The sequence below is a fragment of the Psychrobacter sp. CX18 genome, from assembly GCF_057396215.1.
In genome coordinates this window covers 152,493-171,683 of the sequence record NZ_JBXYJH010000001.1, presented here as the reverse complement: position 1 = coordinate 171,683, position 19,191 = coordinate 152,493, and the positions used below count along the sequence as shown (strand labels likewise).

General features: G+C 41.0%; 14 protein-coding genes. 9 read left to right on the top strand and 5 right to left on the bottom strand.

The annotated features are described in order from the left end of the window. Positions 1-2: 2 nt before the first annotated feature. From AC2SLT_RS00670 to dnaA, 5 genes are all read right to left on the bottom strand, one after another. Entirely contained in the window at positions 3-653 is a 651-nt protein-coding gene (locus AC2SLT_RS00670) for a manganese efflux pump MntP (RefSeq protein WP_486545340.1), read from the bottom strand. A 268-nt stretch (positions 654-921) separates the two neighbouring features. Further along, on the bottom strand, positions 922-3,582 hold the full coding sequence (gyrB, locus tag AC2SLT_RS00665) for a DNA topoisomerase (ATP-hydrolyzing) subunit B (protein ID WP_486545338.1): 2,661 nt from the start codon (positions 3,580-3,582) through the stop codon (positions 922-924). 470 nt (positions 3,583-4,052) lie between these two features. Then, positions 4,053-5,504 carry a DNA replication/repair protein RecF gene (recF, locus tag AC2SLT_RS00660; RefSeq protein ID WP_486545337.1) on the bottom strand — a complete coding sequence of 484 codons (1,452 nt, stop codon included), beginning with the start codon at positions 5,502-5,504 and terminating at the stop codon, positions 4,053-4,055. A gap of 230 nt (positions 5,505-5,734) precedes the next feature. Then, the gene (gene dnaN, locus AC2SLT_RS00655) at positions 5,735-6,910 is read right to left on the bottom strand and encodes a DNA polymerase III subunit beta (protein WP_486545335.1); all 1,176 of its coding nucleotides are present in this window, start codon (positions 6,908-6,910) and stop codon (positions 5,735-5,737) included. Between the two features lie 374 nt (positions 6,911-7,284). Beyond that, the gene (gene dnaA, locus AC2SLT_RS00650; RefSeq protein ID WP_486545334.1) at positions 7,285-8,724 is read right to left on the bottom strand and encodes a chromosomal replication initiator protein DnaA; all 1,440 of its coding nucleotides are present in this window, start codon (positions 8,722-8,724) and stop codon (positions 7,285-7,287) included. 891 nt (positions 8,725-9,615) lie between these two features. Here dnaA and rpmH point away from each other — a divergent pair. The 9 genes from rpmH (at position 9,616) to fmt (ending at position 19,178) form a co-directional block, all read left to right on the top strand. Next, positions 9,616-9,750, top strand: coding sequence for a 50S ribosomal protein L34 (rpmH, locus tag AC2SLT_RS00645; RefSeq protein ID WP_007394757.1), 135 nt, complete (start codon positions 9,616-9,618; stop codon positions 9,748-9,750). Positions 9,751-10,037: 287 nt separating this feature from the next. Beyond that, positions 10,038-10,454 carry a ribonuclease P protein component gene (gene rnpA, locus AC2SLT_RS00640; protein WP_486545332.1) on the top strand — a complete coding sequence of 139 codons (417 nt, stop codon included), beginning with the start codon at positions 10,038-10,040 and terminating at the stop codon, positions 10,452-10,454. Between the two features lie 220 nt (positions 10,455-10,674). Continuing rightward, entirely contained in the window at positions 10,675-11,070 is a 396-nt protein-coding gene (gene yidD, locus AC2SLT_RS00635) for a membrane protein insertion efficiency factor YidD (RefSeq protein ID WP_486545331.1), read from the top strand. A 295-nt stretch (positions 11,071-11,365) separates the two neighbouring features. Next, a complete protein-coding gene (gene yidC, locus AC2SLT_RS00630; RefSeq protein WP_486545329.1) occupies positions 11,366-13,072 on the top strand; it encodes a membrane protein insertase YidC in 1,707 nt (568 codons plus the stop codon). A gap of 245 nt (positions 13,073-13,317) precedes the next feature. After that, on the top strand, positions 13,318-14,757 hold the full coding sequence (gene mnmE, locus AC2SLT_RS00625; protein WP_486545328.1) for a tRNA uridine-5-carboxymethylaminomethyl(34) synthesis GTPase MnmE: 1,440 nt from the start codon (positions 13,318-13,320) through the stop codon (positions 14,755-14,757). A gap of 93 nt (positions 14,758-14,850) precedes the next feature. Continuing rightward, positions 14,851-15,312, top strand: a complete 462-nt coding sequence (nrdR, locus tag AC2SLT_RS00620) for a transcriptional regulator NrdR (RefSeq protein WP_486545326.1) — start codon at positions 14,851-14,853, stop codon at positions 15,310-15,312. A gap of 115 nt (positions 15,313-15,427) precedes the next feature. Further along, positions 15,428-16,582, top strand: a complete 1,155-nt coding sequence (ribD, locus tag AC2SLT_RS00615; protein WP_486545324.1) for a bifunctional diaminohydroxyphosphoribosylaminopyrimidine deaminase/5-amino-6-(5-phosphoribosylamino)uracil reductase RibD — start codon at positions 15,428-15,430, stop codon at positions 16,580-16,582. A 635-nt stretch (positions 16,583-17,217) separates the two neighbouring features. Next, entirely contained in the window at positions 17,218-17,820 is a 603-nt protein-coding gene (locus AC2SLT_RS00610) for a riboflavin synthase (protein WP_486545323.1), read from the top strand. A 320-nt stretch (positions 17,821-18,140) separates the two neighbouring features. Next, positions 18,141-19,178 carry a methionyl-tRNA formyltransferase gene (fmt, locus tag AC2SLT_RS00605; protein WP_486545321.1) on the top strand — a complete coding sequence of 346 codons (1,038 nt, stop codon included), beginning with the start codon at positions 18,141-18,143 and terminating at the stop codon, positions 19,176-19,178. Positions 19,179-19,191 lie beyond the last annotated feature (13 nt).

The window sequence follows — 19,191 nt, the reverse complement described above, 5'->3', positions numbered from 1 at the left end:
AGCTACAAAACCATATTAACCCCAATCGCTATCAATACCAATCCTCCCAATATTTCGGCTTTATCTTCTAGCCAAGTGCCTGACTTGTATCCTAAGTAGGCTCCCACAAAGCCAAACATAGCGGTTATGATCGCAATAATAAAACAAGCAAGCAATGCATTAATATCTAGTAAATTTAAAGTAAAACCGGCAGCGAGCGCATCTATACTGGTGGCGATTGCCAGTGACAGCATTAGCTTATGATCTGTTGTTATCGTGCGTCTATTGTTTTCGGAACCCTTGTTGAGTTCGCTGCTTAGTAGCTCATCAGGTAGTAACTTATCAGGACCGCCACTAAACGCTTCATAAAGCATCTTGAGACCCAAACCAACCAATAGGATACCGCCTATCAATGGGGCGGCAGAGGCTAACCATCCAATTATCGCTGAGCCTAACAAATATCCAATTAAGGGCATGATGCCCTGAGCTATCCCGAAATAGAGTGCAGAGAGTAAAGCCAGTACTAGGATGGCACGGTTGAGGACTGATTGGGAATGAGTATTAGATTCAGTAGTATCACTAGGGACAGCGGTGGACTGTTTAGCCCCTAAACCAATCGAGACCGCGAAGGCATCCATCGCTAGAGCAATCGCTAATAGAATGACTTCAAGCACGTCGTTTACTCCTTTGTTTAGCTGCTAAAGTTTTACCCTAGTAAAACCACTTTAATACTAACATAAGGGTGATTTCCCTTAGCCAAAACGGTAGTAAGTGCATTCGCTTACCTTGAATGACTATTAAAATGTCTTACAGTTGTTTAAATAAAACTAGTTTCACGTGAAACAATAAAAAGCCACCTTGAATAACAAGATGACTTTTAGTTTAGAAGGGATCAGCTAGCAGAATTGATTGACGACATTGCCGAGCAAATGAGTCTGAATTCTAAATGTCTAAATTGGTCACCGTTAAAGCATTCTCTTCAATGAACTGACGGCGTGGCTCAACATCATCACCCATTAAGCACATAAATAGATGGTCAGCGGCAATCGCATCTTCAATCGTTACCTTCAACATACGGCGATTTTCAGGATCCATCGTGGTATCCCAAAGCTGATCGGCGTTCATCTCACCCAGACCTTTATAGCGCTGTACAGACAGACCACGGCGCGCATCTAGCATGACTTGCTGCCATAAGTGATCGAAGTCACGTAATAGGGTGTCTTTCTCACCGCGGCGGATAAACGCCGTCTCGGTCAACAGGGTATTCCACTCTTTTGACAGGCGCATGAGTCGGGCATACTCACCCGAGTTAAAGAATCCCGAATCAAGTAAATAGTGCTGAGCAAGGTTGTGCACATAGATGGTAATACGGGGCAACCACTGTGGCTTAGTAGATAACATTTCACTATCACTGCCCTCAACTACTGTCGCATCTTCACCATCATCGTTTGGACTGTCTACTTTAGCGCCCACTTTAAACTTAAACTGATTTTGAGCATCTTTATCCGCTTCAGATAATGCATCGGTTTGCGGAGCATGGATATTATCAAGCTCAATAACCGGATGTAAATCACTACCAAAACGCTCTAATTGGGTTTGAAGAGCAACTTTCCAATCACTCATGGCCTCATGATCATAGGTCATGTCAGTGGTCAGCTTTGGCACATGCGTTAACGCGTCTAACAAGACAGCAGGGTAGCGTATTTGCAAACGGGCTTTTACCAATTGCGTTTGGTTATAGTCGTTGAGTAATGTTTCTAACGCTTGTCCGGTAATAGGCGGCGCATCTTCGCTAACATGAAGCTTCATCTCATCAATGGTCGACGACAATAGATACGCCTTTAATGCCTCATCGTCTTTTAAATACAACTCTTGACGACCCTTTTTAACTTTATAAAGTGGGGGTTGGGCGATGTACACATAGCCACGTTCAATAAGCTCAGGCGTTTGACGGAAGAAAAAGGTCAACAGTAAGGTACGGATGTGCGACCCATCCACATCCGCATCGGTCATGATAATGATTTTATGGTAGCGTACTTTGTCAGGGTTATACTCATCAGGACCAATACCACAGCCTAGGGCAGTGATTAAGGTACCTACTTCGGCGGATGACAGCATTTTGTCAAAGCGTGCACGCTCTACGTTTAGAATTTTACCTTTGAGTGGTAGAATCGCTTGCGTTTTACGGCTACGACCTTGCTTCGCAGATCCGCCAGCTGAGTCACCCTCCACAATATATAATTCAGACAATGCTGGGTCTTTCTCTTGGCAGTCGGCCAGTTTACCGGGCAAACCAGCGATATCGAGCGTGGTTTTACGACGGGTTAATTCACGGGCTTTACGGGCAGCATCACGCGCACGCGCCGCATCAATGATTTTATTAGCAATAGATTTAGCCGCCGAAGGATTCTCAAGCAGATAGTCATTAAACTTGTCGTGCATTGCTGACTCAACAGCAGACTTTACTTCACTAGACACTAATTTGTCTTTGGTCTGGCTTGAGAATTTAGGGTCAGGCACTTTCACCGAGACAATAGCGGTTAACCCTTCACGCGCATCATCGCCTGTGGTATTGACCTTCTCTTTTTTCATCAGCTTCTCGTTGTCCATATAAGTATTTAGACAACGAGTGAGCGCAGAGCGGAAGCCTGATAGGTGAGTACCCCCATCCTTTTGCGGGATGTTGTTGGTAAAACACAGTACTTTTTCGTTATAAGTATCGGTCCACTGCAGCGCCGCTTCGACGACGATACCATCATCTTGCTCACTGACGAAATGAAAGACCTCATTAAGCCCGTCTTTACCTGAGTTTATGTAAGCCACAAACTCGGATAGACCGCCTTTGTGCTCAAACACATGTTGTTTATCAGTACGCTCATCGGTCAGAACAATGCGCACCCCTGAGTTTAAAAACGACAGCTCGCGTAGGCGCTTGGCCAAGATATCAAACTCAAATACCGTCCCAGTGAAGACGTCTGGGCTGGGATAAAAGCGAATCTGTGTGCCTGTTCGATCCGTCTTTTCCAACTCTTGAATATCACTATCAGGCACACCATCACTATAGGTTTGCTGATAATGATGACCGTCACGCCAGATATTTAGCTCTAACTTTTTCGATAGGGCATTGACCACCGAGACACCCACCCCATGTAGACCACCCGAGACTTTATAACTGTTGTCATCAAATTTACCGCCAGCATGCAACACGGTCATAATAACTTGTGCGGCTGACACTCCCTCTTCTGGGTGAATATCAATGGGAATACCACGCCCATTATCCATGACACTGACCGACTCATCTTCATGAATAATAATGTCAATTTGATCACAGTGACCTGCTAATGCTTCATCGATTGAGTTATCCACGACCTCAAACACCATGTGGTGTAAGCCTGTGCCGTCATCAGTATCACCGATATACATACCGGGACGTACGCGAACGGCTTCAAGTCCTCGCAAAACCCGAATATTCTTAGAGCTATAATCATCTTCAGACGCAGCGACAGGTATCGCACCTTCTGGTAGCTCAGTTAACTCTATGTCGTTACCCTCTGTCAGAGCGTCTAATGGTGCCTGCTCGGTACTATGGTTTGACTCACTCATGTTCTATCCTTTCCTAAAACGGCAATACTGAATTAACAGCAAAAATAGCAATATGGTATGAAGCTTGATTGACAATAACGTGTTGTTTTAGTTAGCGAACGCTTAAACAATTACGGTATCCATCTCGCTAAGTCCACGTCAGTAGTACTTTAGCAGTACTCATATACTACTGACTCTCCATAGCCTTGTCACCCTGTCTCTTTAGCGTTCTTTGACTGTAGCTTTTGACCATAGGTAATGGCATCTTATGCTTACAGTAAGATTCTCTAATAATAAACACTGTTTCAACCAAGCTCAACTTTGACTTCTGGCACTCCAATTTTGCCAAAACTCAAGTTTTTCATGCCAATAAAATCGATACTAAAAATATTCACTATTATAGCATTTTTCGTCAAGAAAAGCATGAACTGCCCAGCGCCTAATTACCACTACATCTAGGTTTTCAAGGCGACTTTATAAGATAACATTGGTTAGTCATGTCCCCCTTCTGTGACGTTACCTTGTTTCATGTGAAACAACTTAGCATTTGGCCAATAGTGATGTATCTGACTCATAATTGATTCATCTAAACTGGTAATGAACACTTGGCAGGATAGCCCAGAAAGCGTCTTTAAAAGTATGCTCAGCGCTCGGTCGTCAAGCTCTGCGGTCACGTCATCTAATAACACCACAGGTAATATTGAGTTTTGGACTTGGTTTTGATCAGAGTTCAATGAAGGGTTGTGTGTTGGTAGAGAGTAAGTAGCATTATAAGAGGGGTTGGTATTGGACAGGGCAAGCAAGGGAAGTTGAGACAGTCTTAGAGCGGTAATTAATAATTTTTTCTCTCCCCGTGATAGGACATTTGCCGCTTGCTCACGCACATTGCTCGAAATAGACTCTTTATCCTCAGATGCAGGTATGCCTTCTTCTTTTTGGGCGTCATTGAGCACATTATCCTGATAATAAGTTAAATTATCCTTGATAATACCTTTGAATAACTCTGAGGAAGAGTCATTGTCCACTTTCGTATATATAGCTAAGCTTGACGTTGGATTATTATTATAATCTTTGTTACCTGTTAAGTCCGATGCGTCGTTCACTGATGACTGTTTGTGCTGCTTAGTAGCCGTTTCACGCGCGTGAACATCATCGACCCATAAGACCTGCACATCCGCACGATGACAGCCAATACGGGTATAGCCAGTTTGGCAATCTTGCTGCAAACGTTGCTTAAGAAGCTCATCCAACCCAACTTCAGTGTTATAACCGGGTGAAAATTTTAACTGGATAAAGGGTGCGTAATCGGGGAGCAGCTGCTCAATAAGGCTATTGAATAAGGGTTGCCACTCTGCAAAGGCTTCGCGCCGGTAATGCGTGATTAAACTGGCATGTGTTGCCAATCCTTTATCCCAAGCAGCCAACTCCTGCTGCTGGTAGGAAGATAAATGAGTAGATTGCTTTAATAAGGCATTACGTTGTTTTAATAACCGCTGATACGCTAACCACTGCGAATGGAAACCTGGTTTCACGTGAAACGTTATCCAATCGAGTAACTGCCTGCGACTACCACTTCCTATTTCCAGCACATCCATAGAAGAGGGGTCTATCAATAACGTAGGCAGTTGCTTTGTCAGCGCACTTTGAACATAGACAGTTTGTTGTCCTAAACGCAGTGTAGTACTGGCGTCCTGTGCCTTTTGGATAGCCATACTATGACCATCTACAAACTTTGCATGGACGGTTGTGTGCAGTGCATGATGACTAATATAACGCTTCGGCTGATGGTGGCGAAAGCTTTTACCTCGTGATAGCAAATATAAAGATTCTAATAAAGACGTTTTACCGCTGCCATTAGCGCCTATAAAAACATTACATTGCCCAACCTGAATACTGACAGACTGCAAATTGCGTAAATGATGAATACTCAGCTGGGTTAGCATAATTTAAGCACCTTATTTAAGAGCTTTATGTAAGAGCCTTATATATAAGCTTTATCTAAAAGCCCCAAGTACACTTTAAACATAAGACTTATTTGACACATTATGTTAAATAAAAACTGTATTTATTTCAGCGTTACTATGAATTCTATAAACCTAAAAAAAGCAAAATCCATAGATTTTGCTTTTTCATCTTTACTTGTACATATCCCATATTATGCAGTTCATATTGTCTAGATACGCATCGGCATGATGACGTATTGATGTTGAATATCGTTTAGCTGATTGACCAATACTGAGCTATTGGCTTGACTCATATGTAACTGAACATCACCCCCCAATACGTCTAATACATCCTGTAAATAAGCGGCATTAAAGGATAACTCTATAGGCTCGCCTTGGAATTGAACCTGCAATGCCTCCACGGCCTCGTCTTGTTCTGCATTATTAGCACGAACCTCAACATTGCCATCTTGGCTAAACTTAAAGATAACTCCGCGTGATTTCTCATTACTTAAGATAGCAACGCGTTTTAAAACATCGGTCATTTGTTCTTTATTGGCTAAGGCAACTTTATCCGTATTGGTCGGCATGACTCGGCGATAATCAGGGAATTTACCATCAATTAAACGCGCGGTAAAAGTGACTTTGACAGAGTCATCAATTTGGCCAGTACTGTCTACATTACCAAAAGGTAAGCTCACTTGCAGGAATTCACGTCCAAAACTTAAGGTTAAATTACCGTCTTTGTCTTCAACCAACTTACCCAGTTCATTCGCCAATCGCTCAAGTTCGATAACCGCTTTACGAGGTAATATAGCTTGCATCGAAAAGTCGTCAGCCACATCAATAACACTACGTGCCAAAGCCAAACGGTGACCATCCGTTGCCACAGTGGTTAATTGTCGTTGATCTACCTCAAACAACATTCCGGTTAAATAATAACGTACGTCTTGTATTGCCATAGCAAACTGAGTCTTAGCCATTAAATCTAGCAATACCGTACGATTCAATGTCAGTGGCGTAATATTCGCAGGACGTCCCAATACGGGGAAATCTTCTGCAGGCAAAGTACCTAATACAAAGCGGCTTTTACCACTATTAATCACGCAGCGCTCATTGGCTTCAGCTTTCATATCTATCATGGTATCTTTAGGCAATAATTTGCAGATTTCATGCAATTTGGCGGCTGGTAAAGTAGTGGCACCCACTGTTCCAGTCGCGCCGTTGCCTAACTTCACTTCGGCACTCAACTCTACTTCTAAATCAGACGCCGTCAACATTAAGGCAGTCTCAGTTACTTCCAGTTTTATATTCCCTAATACCACCATGTTATGGCGTTTATCCGCTGCTTTTGCAATTAGATTAATGGCCTTTAGCAGCAATTCACGATTTATTGACAGTTGCATAATATATGGCTCTTCAATGAGGTCTTAAATTTATTTGGATTTATATTTAATGAATATCTAAGTGTGTTGTCTAACGCACTATGTTTAAAAGGGTTGTGCTTTAAAGGGTTATCACTCATAGGAATACTTTTTATAGCAGCACCATATATAGCTTATGGCATTTTATGATTTTAATATGGTCAACTCCCACTTAGTATAACTAAATATTAAACCCTCTGCACAGTTTCGACAGCTTAGTCTTACAAATGATACGTATTTCAATACGTGTCTTTTTACCTGCTAAGATTCCTATGAAAGTTAACCTTGTGGTAGCCTTTAAAAACAGCAATATTTCTTTGCGCCCTATACTCTATTCTCTATACCCTCTACGCCTGCTATCCTGCCTGTAATGTCATGGATAGGGCTTTGTATTCTTTATCCAAGACCGGATCTTCACTACGCAGCTGCGCAATCTTTTCACACGCATGCATGACTGTCGTATGATCTCGACCACCAAAAGATTGTCCGATATCAGGAAAGCTGTCTTTGGTTAATTCTCGAGCCAAAGACATGGCGATTTGACGAGGCCGAGCAATACTACGGGTACGCTTTTTACTCATCAAGTCTTTAACAGACACATCATAATACTCAGCGACTACCTTGCGTATATTATCCATACTAACGGCTTGCGAGCGTATCGCGATCACATCTTTTAGCGCATATTGCACCATATCTAAATCGATGGGATTACCCGTCAAGTTGGCATTTGCGACCACCTGATTAAGCGCGCCTTCAAGACGTCTGACATTGGATACCACATTTTGAGCGATAAATAACGCACATTCTTTTGGCAACTCCACACCGGATAAGTGGGCTTTCTTCTGTAAGATTTGCATGCGGGTTTCCATCTCAGGAGGCTCAATCGCCACGGCCAATCCAGACGAAAACCGCGAGCGAAAGCGTTCATCAAACTCGGTCATTTGCGAAGGATGGCGATCTGAAGCCAAAATCACCTGCTTGCCCTCTACCATAAAATCGGCAAATAACGATAGAAACTCACTGCTCGATTTATTCTTACCTGCCAAAACGTGCACATCATCGATAATCAAGAGATCTACACGTTTTATCTTCTTTTTAAATTGCTCAATTTTCTGATTGCGCAGCGCATATACCAGCTGATTAATAAATTTTTCAGACGAAAAATAATAAAAAGTTTTGCCAATTTTTAAGTATTTATGAGCCACTGAGTGCATTAGGTGAGTCTTACCGAGACCTGAAGCACCATATAAAAACAAAGGGTTATGGCGATTTTGCGATTGTTTTTTACCCAATTCTTGACAGGCTTTATATGCCAACATATTGGATTTACCACTAACAAACGTCTCAAAGGTAAATTGCGGATTAATATAACTTAGTGATTTATCTGAGGCCATTTGCACAGCATCGCTTACTGAACCGGCAGAACTTTTTCCATTAACGTAGTGACCCGAGCCACTCATTTCGGTGGCGTTATGCTGATCGCTTACACCATTGACAGGGTTACCATTATTTAAACGCCCTGATTTATTAGGGGAGCCCTGTTGGCTACTGCTTTCAACTTGAATGACAATATGGTTGATATCCCCATTGCTGTGCCGCTTTGCTAAGGTTTCAATTTCAGCAAAATGATGTTGCTGTACATGAGACACAAAATATTGGTTGGGGGCTAGTAACTCTAACTTATCCCCTACAATATTTGCTGATAGAGGACGCAACCACATCGTGAACTCATTTTCTTTGAGCTGATATCTTAAATCATTAAGGCATCTATCCCATAACGGCAAACTCTCTGACATGACCTGGTAACCCTACTAAAACAGATTCAAAAAGATGGATAGGATGGAAAACATCATTACGCTTAATGGCTTTTTTAAGACTCTCATTACTGTCTTTAATATGGTTCCAACCTATTTTGAAAGCCTACTTTAGCATACAAAAACGTAAATATCATCATAATTATTCTGTGGATAACTTTGTTATTAACCCTGTGGATAACTAAAAATGCAAAGTTATACAGAGTTTAATAACAGTTTATCAACAACAATAACCACAGGATAATTTACTGATATTTAATGATATTTTTGTGTTATACACAGGAATATAAGCTACTAATAATAACAAAAGAACTATTATATATATAGTTATAGAGCGTAATGCTTTCTGTGGATAAGTTTTTATTTAATGCCTGTATTCTTTTCAAACGACATCAGTTACCTTCACAAAAAAAATAATCTTGAGTTTGATTTTCATTACATATAATCAAAATTAATAACCCTTAAATCAATGTGTATAACCGTAAAGTTGGCAACCGTCAGTTATTGAATTGTCAGTTATTGAATTATCGAAACGACGACTCATAAAGTTTTGATATTATACGAACGACGACTTAAAGTTAGTTGAAAACGGCTTTAAATGATTCGAAAGCCGTTAAATTAATTTTTTAATTGTATAGCTGTTGATTTTATTAGCGCATTAGCTAGTTCCAGTATTTTAGATGTCTTTGTTTGATTAGATAAGATTGGGGTAGTTTTAAAACGGATTACTTTTAATTACTATATCAATTGACACGCCTTGTGTTCGACTTCTTTTTTATTGACAATAAGGGTTAACACTGGCATAATCGTCCGTTATTACTAATTCTTAGTGAACTCCATACACTTTATTTTCTTTGCTGTTACAGGTGATTTATGAAACGTACATTCCAGCCAAGCGTTATTAAACGTAAGCGCACTCATGGTTTCCGTGCTCGCATGGCCACTAAAAAAGGTCGCCAAGTATTGGCGCGTCGTCGTGCAAAAGGTCGTCATCGTTTAACGGTGTAATCTTAGCTACGTTATTTATATTTTAAGTTGTTTATATTTAATGACTTAGAATATGATGATAGATCTATCGATCTCTATATGTATAAAAAAGCACCTAATGATTAGGTGCTTTTTTATTATAATATTAACAATAACTATCCACGATATTCTCTACGATAATCATAGGCCGGTAAAAGAGGGTTATGGCAACCACTTTCAAGTCTGCATAGATAGATAGGCTTAATGAGGTTAATGCTTTAATTTTCTAGTTTGCCTATGCCCGACTTTTACTGGTATATGACCCTCCCATGACTGACTCTTGTGCCCAAAGCTCCCGCCCTTTAAGCCAATCTACTCCAAAGTTTGGTTACCCTAAAGCCAATAGATTGCTTAAACCTGTTGACTTTACCCCAGTATTTAATCAAGCTTTATTTAAGGTGCATCAAACGCACTTTATGGCGTTTGTTATCGACTCTAAGCACTCACAGGCACGACTGGGTATGGCTATAACTAAGAAAAAAATACCCAAAGCAGTCGCTAGAAACACCATTAAACGTATTGTTCGAGAACAGTTTCGTCATAAACACTCTAAACTGCCTGGTCTAGACATTGTTTTTATCGTAAAAAAATCGACCAAAGAGTTGAGCAAAGCCCAGATTGCGCAAGAAGTCGGTATGATTTTGGATAAAGTGATCAGTAAATATCAAAGATTAAATCATAGCTAATCAAAAATTATGATCTAGGATTAGTATAACTTCACAATACCGTGGCTAGAAATAATCTAAAATAAGCAGATTGATACATTGTTGATTGATAAGTTGTTCTGTAGAATTAGATCGATAATGCGGGTGAGTTTATATCATGATCTTAATTCTGTTGGTTCAAAAGTAACGATACAGCTTAAACCTAACGTTTATAGTTGAAACTTTATACAGTGTGATGGTTATGGTTAATGCTTTTCTTTCTCGTCTTCTATTGAGCCTTATTCAAGGCTACCAGTCTTTTATTAGTCCTGTGCTACCTGGCAGGTGCCGGTATTATCCAACGTGCTCACAATATGGCAAGCTGGCTATTCAATGGCATGGTGCGGGTAGAGGCGGGTTATTAACGGCCAAACGCATTTGTCGCTGTCACCCTTTAGGGGGACATGGCATAGATTTTGTTCCCTTACCTCTTTATAAATACTACTATACCCCTGTCAAGTCTTTATCAATTAAAAAGTCATCAGACATTATGAATACTAATAGTCTAAATGTTTCACGTGGAACTATTCTAATGGAGGGTGGGGTGTATCGCGATAAAACCAGCTATATCGCTCGGTTAAATCGTTTAATATTATAATCGACAATCATTTATAAAGCAGACTTATAACATTCTAAGAAATTAACGTTTGGTAAAAGTCAAGCTATCTTAATCCTACCTTATTGACCTCATTTATGTTCTATATCATTTAGCGTGTTTTTTTAGTAAAATACACACCATTTTGTAACCGTTTTAAGTATGATATAGCAATCTAACTCAGAACTATTTATCAATACTGAGTGCTGCTTGCTATGCTATAGCAGCAAGCTCACTACGATTACCCTATAAGTTTAAATTATTAAAACATTCATTTAGAGTTGTTTAGGACAATCTTATGCAAAAGATACTACGGGTGCTCATCATCATTGCGATGCTGATTACCGCCTACTTGTTAGTGCTAGCGTGGCAAAAAGATTATGCCAATGCGCCAGCGACATCAGCAGACGCAGTAACCCCTTCTGTATCCTCAAGCACTGGATCAGACATTCCAACCAGTACAGGCACTAGTGCTATACCAGCAGCTGCGGCTACTGATGTGCCTGCCACTGATGTGACCACGCAAAGTATCCCAAGTAATGAGTCGACCGCGGCAACGCTTATTGACGTTACGACAGATTTGTACCATCTAAAAATCGATCCTACTGGGGGCGATGTGGTGTTTGCGGCATTACGTGAATATGATGCCACATTAGATAGTGAAGCACCGTTTGTATTACTCGAAGAGGATTCGCGCCGAGTCTATGTGGCTCAATCGGGCTTGAATGGTGCGAATGGTATTGATACATCAGCTGGCCGTGCAAAATATAGCTATCAGTCTGATAGTTATGTCATGCAGCCTGATCAAACAACGTTAGAGGTGCCCTTAACTTATCAGCAGGATGGGGTAACGATTACAAAGACCTTTACCTTTACCCAAGGTAAATACCCTATCACCGTTAATTACAATATTAATAATGCCACAAATCAACCTTGGAATGGACAACTCTTTGCTCAGTTAAAGCGTGATGGCAGTAAAGATCCGGGTATGGGTGATAAGGGGGCGCTAAGTATGGCCACCTATCTGGGCGGAGCCTGGGGTACGCCAGATGATGATTACAATAAGCTTAAATTTAAAGACTTTAACGATGGTGAGTTAAAAGCATCTAGTCAAGATGGCTGGGTAGGAATAGTACAGCATTATTTTGTTTCAGCGTGGACACCTGAGAACTTTCAGGGGCAATTTTATAGCTATGAAAAAGGGGGTAACTACTTCATAGGTATGAATAGTCAACCTATAGCGGTACCAGCGCTGAAGCAAAAAGATGTCACCGCAACTTTATACGCAGGTCCAAAAGATCAAGACGCTTTATTAGAAGTCGCACCTGGCTTAAATAAAACTGTCGATTATGGTTTTTTATGGCCGATATCTAAAGTATTATTTGCGATACTAGAAGGCATACATAAAATAGTTGGTAACTGGGGTTGGTCAATTATTGCGTTAACCATCTTAGTGAAGATTGCCTTGATGTGGTTTTCAAACAAAAGCTACTATTCAATGGCAAAAATGCGTGCCATTGCACCGCGCTTAGCGGCTTTGAAAGAAGAGCATGGCGATGATCGTATGAAGATGTCGCAAGAGATGATGGCCATCTATAAAGAAGAACAAGTCAACCCAATGGCAGGGTGTTTACCTATTCTGTTGCAAATGCCAATTTTTTTAGCCCTATACTGGGTATTGGTAGAGAGTGTTGAACTGCGTCATGCCCCGTGGATTTTGTGGATTCAAGATTTGTCAGCGATGGATCCTTGGTTCATTCTGCCTATCTTGATGGGGGCGAGTATGTTTGCTCAGCAGATGTTCAGTCCACAACCTACTGATCCTATGCAAGCCAAAGTGATGAAATTTTTACCCATCATCTTCACCTTATTTATGCTGTTCTTCCCAGCAGGTTTGGTACTTTATTGGACCGTCAATAACTTATTTACCATGGGCCAACAGTACTTTGTCAATAAAAAAGTTGAAAGAGAGCAACAAGAAAAAGCAGCTCGCATGGCTGGATAATTAATCCCGTTTATAAGCTGCTATTAGATCATATCGAGATAGTAAGGCACCTATATAAGTCATATAGGTGCCTTAATTTTATGAAAAGACTGTATAACAGATATTGTATTGATCAAACATTGAATATAGACGGGTTAGCACCTACTATAGTCACTGAGATGCTAATGATATCTTTTCTATAAAATAATCTATGTTTGTCAGACTCATTTAATCTAGCCATAACCTTTTAATTAGAGCTATTACTTATGACAACCGTTAAAACTATCGCTGCGATTGCCACCCCTGTTGGTAGAGGGGGTGTGGGTATCATTCGCTTATCAGGGCCAAAAGCCTATACGATTGCTTGTCAGTTAACGGGGAAAACCGCGTTTAAACCGCGTTTGGCAAGCTTTTGTCGTTTTTACGGTGCCGATGACAGTGTGCTCGACGAAGGGTTGGTTTTATACTTTAAGGCCCCCCATTCTTTTACGGGTGAAGATGTGATTGAGCTGCAAGGTCATGGTGGTATGGTGCTACAAAACCAGTTATTGGCGCGCGTGTTTGAGTTAGGGGCGCATCAAGCTCAGGCTGGTGAGTTTTCGTATCGTGCTTTTGAAAATGATAAACTAGATCTGCTACAAGCGGAAGCGATTGCCGATGCTATTGATGCCACCAGTGCTGCCGCCGCGAGCAGTGCCATACGCTCCCTCACTGGAGAGTTTTCAAATAAAATTAATCAGGTGTTAGAATCATTGATAGAGCTGCGTCTTTATGTAGAAGCTTCTATTGATTTCCCAGATGAGGAAGATGTTGATTTTTTGAGTGATGGTATTATTGAGAATAAGCTGAATGATATTCAAAATAAGGTAACCCACATTCTGGCTACCGCACAGCAAGGTCAATTATTACGTGATGGGGTGCATGTGGTATTAGCTGGGCGTCCTAATGCAGGCAAATCGAGCCTTCTAAACAGTCTGGCTGGACAAGAGCGTGCCATCGTGACTGAGGTGGCGGGAACAACTCGTGATACCCTGCAAGAGACCATTGTACTAAACGGATTAACCATACATTTAACCGATACCGCTGGTCTCAGAGAGACTGATGATACGGTTGAGCGCATCGGCATACAAAGAGCCCATAACGCCATCAATCAAGCAGATTTGCTACTTTTGGTGTATGATTTATCTCAAGAAGTCGATCCTATTCAATTGGCAAAAGATTTATTTGATATTGATACCTCGGCAGCAGCAACCTCGAATTTGGATCCTGCTAGGTTATTGCTCATTGGCAATAAGCGAGATTTGGTTGAAAATACCTTTATTGAAAGTTCTGTTAAAGGGGTTTCGACACAACCAAATCAAACGACCACGTTACCGGATAAGGTCACTATTAAGGGTTACGAACAAGTTAATGTTTCATGTGAAACCTCTCAAGGTTTAGATGTTCTAATTACCACATTATGTGACAAGGTCGGTTTTCACCCTCCGGAGAATAGCCTTATCGCCCGTACCCGACATATTGATGCTCTAAAACGGACACAACAACATTTGAATGAGGCTTATGAGCAACTGGTTGAGTTCCAAGCAGGTGAACTGGTGGCGGAAAGTCTACGTCAAGGTCAGTATAGCTTGGGTGAAATAACAGGAGAATTTAGTGCCGATGATCTACTAGGCCGTATTTTTGGTAGCTTCTGTATTGGTAAATAACTGATAAGTAAATAAAACAGACGCGTTTTGGCTGCCCGAGAGTCAACGGCTAGACCTTTTATGTGACTAAGTGTCCTCTACTGAGACTATATTATGCAGTGCCCTTATTGTAATGCTGGTGATACCAAGGTTATCGATTCACGCTTAGCGGCTGAAGGCGCACAAGTTCGCCGCCGCCGTCAATGTAATCAATGCCAAGAGCGCTTTACGACCTTTGAAGTCGTCGAAGTGGTTATGCCGCGTATTATCAAATCAAATGGTCGTATTGAACCTTATGACGCTCAGAAACTAAGGCGTTCTATACAGCTGCCTTTACAGAAAAGACCGGTGACACTTGATGAGCAAGAAGCGATGATTAGCCGTATTGAAAAACGGATTCGTCAACTTGGAGAGCGCGAAATTAGCAGTAAGGATCTTGGCGAAGTGGTCATGAGTGAGTTAAAAGAGCTCGATGATGTGGCTTACGTACGTTTTGCCAGTGTTTATCGAGACTTTCAAGACATTGAAGCCTTTCGTCAAGAGCTACAAAATATCCGACCAGAAGATGATAAGTAATATTTGTCAAGCCCAATGTCCTATTTTCTAGCATCAGTTTCAGTAAGCACAATTTTATTAAGTAATGGTTTTATTCGTCCTTATACGCCTCATTAAATAAAAGTAATTTCACACTATGACCAGTTATTCCATTAACTCCACTAAGCAAACGGCGACTCTTCATTCGAATACATTAGAGCTTTCTCATAATGATTTTGTAGCAAATAGCCCCCTGCAAGTAGAAGATGATTACTATATGAATCTAGCGATTGAGGAGGCTAAAAAGGGACGATATACCACCCGTCCAAACCCTGCTGTCGGTTGTGTTATTGTTAAGAATAAATTAATAGTAGGATCAGGGTTTCACCCTAAGGCGGGGGAGCCTCATGCGGAAGTCTTTGCGTTAAGAGAGGCTAAAGAATTAGCAGCAGGGGCGACGGCTTATGTTACTTTGGAGCCGTGTAGCCATACGGGTAAAACACCCCCATGCGCAACTGCTTTAATCAATGCCGGTGTCGACAGAGTAGTCATTGCTGGCTTAGATCCAAATCCGCAAGTCGCCGGTCGCGGTGCATCGATGCTTAAAGAAGCCGGTATTCAAGTAACCGTTGGGGTTGGAAATGAACAGGCAGAAGCCCTTAATAAGGGCTTTCTTAAAAGTATGCGTACCCAGTTGCCTTATGTGCGTCTGAAGATTGCCACAAGCTTAGATGGGCGCACCGCAATGGCCTCAGGCGAATCAAAATGGATTACTGGTTCTAAATCCCGTGAAGATGTACAGGCTTTAAGAGCCCTAAGCGGCGCAATAATTACCGGCAGTCAAACCATTATTGATGATAATCCTAACCTAACGGTGCGCTCCTCTCAGTTAGGAGTATCCGCTGAGAATGTGCCGCAACCCAAAGTAGTCATATTAGACAGACGTCAACGTTTAAAAGGCAATAAAAAATATAAGGTACTACAAAGATCAGATACTGTGATGTGGTCACAATCTAACTTAACAGAGTTATTGCATGCGTTAGTAGAACACTACCAAATTCATGATGTTCTTATCGAAGCAGGATCAAAGGTATCAGGAAGCTTTATTGAGGCGGGACTTGTCGATGAGCTTATTGTGTATCAAGCCCCTTGTATATTAGGCCATAATGCGCAACCTATGCTGACTTTAGAGTTGGATGATCTGTCAGCACAGCACCGCTATAAAGTCGCCTCAATCACTCCCATAGGGTCTGATATAAAGATAGTGTACACCCCATATTCTACTGCTGGTCACAGGTATATTAACGACTAACTTGGAATGGGCAAACTGAAAACTTACCGCCTTAACCTTATTGAAGGTTCGATTTTGCTCTATTGACCTCACTAGGTGAATAATACCTTTTCTATAAAATAGCCTATCTTTGTTAGACTCGGTCAGGCTAATTAAGTCTTCTATTGTCGCGGTAGCGCTCAACGTTTACGATAGGTTGATCTCAATATTCAAAGGATTTATAACTCGTCAAATGTTGATAATTATTATGTTAAGGGTATGTGTTAATTAGAGGTTTTATTCAACGGCTTATTTACAACGATTTTTAGGAAATCAAGTTATCCACAATCTGAATTATTTATACACTAAATTAGGTTTTAAAACGAACAGTTTCACATGGAACTGTGGATTATTTACGTTTCACATGGAACTATAGATATCATATATATCTTGAGAACCCTGTAATATAAAGGTTTCATGTGAAACATGAGGGATAGTAAGTAATTAATAGTTGATAAATCTAGGTTGTGGATAACTTTGGTTATAAGGCCTAATGATTACGACGTTTCGATATTTTATTTTAAGTTATCCACAGGCTAAGTTGTCTATAATAAAGTTCACACACGGCACATAAACCATTATAAAGTTAGTGTTTCATCACATTTAGAGGTAGATATATGTTTACAGGTATTATAGAAAGTACAGGAACATTACAATCAATGACAGAGGTTGACGGTGATATTCGCTTAATTATTGAATCCGATAGTTTAGATTTTAGCGATGTAAAATTAGGCGACTCTATTGCCAGCAATGGTATCTGTCTTACTGTCGTTGATATTCAAAATAATAGCTATGCAGTTGATGTTTCACGTGAAACTCTAGCAAAAACGGCAATGAATGAATGGCAACAAGGCGATATCTTAAACTTAGAAAAAGCCATGCTACCCACCACTCGCTTTGGCGGTCATATGGTATCGGGTCATGTGGATGGTGTTGGCACCGTAAAAGTAATGAAAGAAGATGCGCGTTCGATATACATTGAAATTGCCATTCCTGACGAGCTAAAAAAGTACACAGCTACAAAGGGCTCGATCACAGTTGATGGTATTAGCTTGACCACTAACTTGGTCAAAGACAATATCGTCTGTCTAAATATTATTCCGCATACGGCAGAAGTGACTAATATAGCAAAGCATTGGAAAGTCGGTGGCCTTGTCAATATTGAGGTGGATCTTATCGCGCGTTATTTAGAGCGTTTGCATCACGCAGAAGCAAAATAATTTAGCACTGTCTTTTAATAAAATTTTTATTCAATTAAGCAGTAATTTAACAGCACTCTATTTTATAAGGTTATAAGGGGATGGTAGCTTATCGTGCTTTACGCTTGTCGTTAGTGGTTGGTGGTGAACAGCACCTAAACACCATCGTATTCCATTATTCAAGCGACTACGCTGGTGCAAGGCGCTGTATACACCACAAACCACTAAGCTACCGCTGCAATCACGGCTAAACCGCTCTACCTTACAAAGATTTATCTAACGTTAAAAACCCCTATTTTAAAACCCTATTAATGAACCTAAACAACAAGTTAAGCAATATTATGACGACACCTAACGCAAAATATCGGGTAATTTTTGCCGGTACACCAGAGTTTGCAGCGGTCAGTTTGCAATCCCTTATTGAGCAGCAAAATGAACTTAATATCGAGATTGTGGCTGTCTACACTCAGCCAGATCGTAAAGCCGGACGTGGTCAAAAGTTAACCGCATCACCCGTCAAACAGTTAGCGATTGAACACAACATTCCTGTAGAGCAACCTCTTAGTTTTAGTTTAAAGAAAGATACCGGTGTTGTTTCACGTGAAACCTTAAAGCAATATCAACCCGATATTATGATCGTGGCCGCTTATGGCTTAATTTTGCCATTAGGCGTGCTCAATACACCGACCCATGGCTGTCTTAATATTCATGCCTCCTTACTACCGCGTTGGCGAGGAGCGGCGCCGATTCATCGTGCTTTGTTAGCAGGTGATAAGCAGACAGGTATTACCATTATGCAGATGGATAAGGGTCTGGATACGGGCGATATGTTGTATAAGGTGGCATACGACATCGCTGCAGATGAAACTACTGCCAGTTTGCACGACAAAATGGCACAATTGGGTGCTGAGGCTATTGTTAAGGTATTAAAAGATTTACCACACTATCAAGCACAAGCTGAACAGCAGGACGATAGCTTTGCCAATTATGCCGAGAAATTGAGCAAAGAGGAAGGTGAAATTGATTGGAACAAGTCGGCGACTCATATCGAGCGTCAAATACGCGGTATGCATCCTTATCCGGGTGCTTATACCTTTTTGGCAAATTCAGAAGACAAAGGCGCGCCTAAACGTGTAAAAGTTTTATCAGTCATGTCTGTAAATCCTTCACAAACTACGGGCGAAAAGCCGGGTACAGTTATTAGTGTTGGTAAGAATGCGATTTTAGTGGCATGTGGTAAAAACAGCCCAAATGATGACGTGGCAACTACCCTGCGCCTAACCAAGTTGCAATTTGCAGGTAGCAAACCTGTCACTGCTGAGCAAATCTGTCATGGCAATCAACTAGATGATGGCGATCGATTTGTATCACAAAATTAAGTTCAATCAAGTA

What these genes read in the sequence shown, in the direction of transcription:
- yidD (WP_486545331.1), top strand. Translation starts at nt 10,675, where the DNA reads ATGGTTAATGCTTTTCTTTCTCGTCTTCTATTGAGCCTTATTCAAGGC.
- nrdR (WP_486545326.1), top strand. Translation starts at nt 14,851, where the DNA reads ATGCAGTGCCCTTATTGTAATGCTGGTGATACCAAGGTTATCGATTCA.
- gyrB (WP_486545338.1), bottom strand. Translation starts at nt 3,582, where the DNA reads ATGAGTGAGTCAAACCATAGTACCGAGCAGGCACCATTAGACGCTCTG.
- dnaN (WP_486545335.1), bottom strand. Translation starts at nt 6,910, where the DNA reads ATGCAACTGTCAATAAATCGTGAATTGCTGCTAAAGGCCATTAATCTA.
- fmt (WP_486545321.1), top strand. Translation starts at nt 18,141, where the DNA reads ATGACGACACCTAACGCAAAATATCGGGTAATTTTTGCCGGTACACCA.
- ribD (WP_486545324.1), top strand. Translation starts at nt 15,428, where the DNA reads ATGACCAGTTATTCCATTAACTCCACTAAGCAAACGGCGACTCTTCAT.
- recF (WP_486545337.1), bottom strand. Translation starts at nt 5,504, where the DNA reads ATGCTAACCCAGCTGAGTATTCATCATTTACGCAATTTGCAGTCTGTC.
- mnmE (WP_486545328.1), top strand. Translation starts at nt 13,318, where the DNA reads ATGACAACCGTTAAAACTATCGCTGCGATTGCCACCCCTGTTGGTAGA.
- yidC (WP_486545329.1), top strand. Translation starts at nt 11,366, where the DNA reads ATGCAAAAGATACTACGGGTGCTCATCATCATTGCGATGCTGATTACC.
- rpmH (WP_007394757.1), top strand. Translation starts at nt 9,616, where the DNA reads ATGAAACGTACATTCCAGCCAAGCGTTATTAAACGTAAGCGCACTCAT.
- dnaA (WP_486545334.1), bottom strand. Translation starts at nt 8,724, where the DNA reads ATGTCAGAGAGTTTGCCGTTATGGGATAGATGCCTTAATGATTTAAGA.
- rnpA (WP_486545332.1), top strand. Translation starts at nt 10,038, where the DNA reads ATGACTGACTCTTGTGCCCAAAGCTCCCGCCCTTTAAGCCAATCTACT.
- AC2SLT_RS00610 (WP_486545323.1), top strand. Translation starts at nt 17,218, where the DNA reads ATGTTTACAGGTATTATAGAAAGTACAGGAACATTACAATCAATGACA.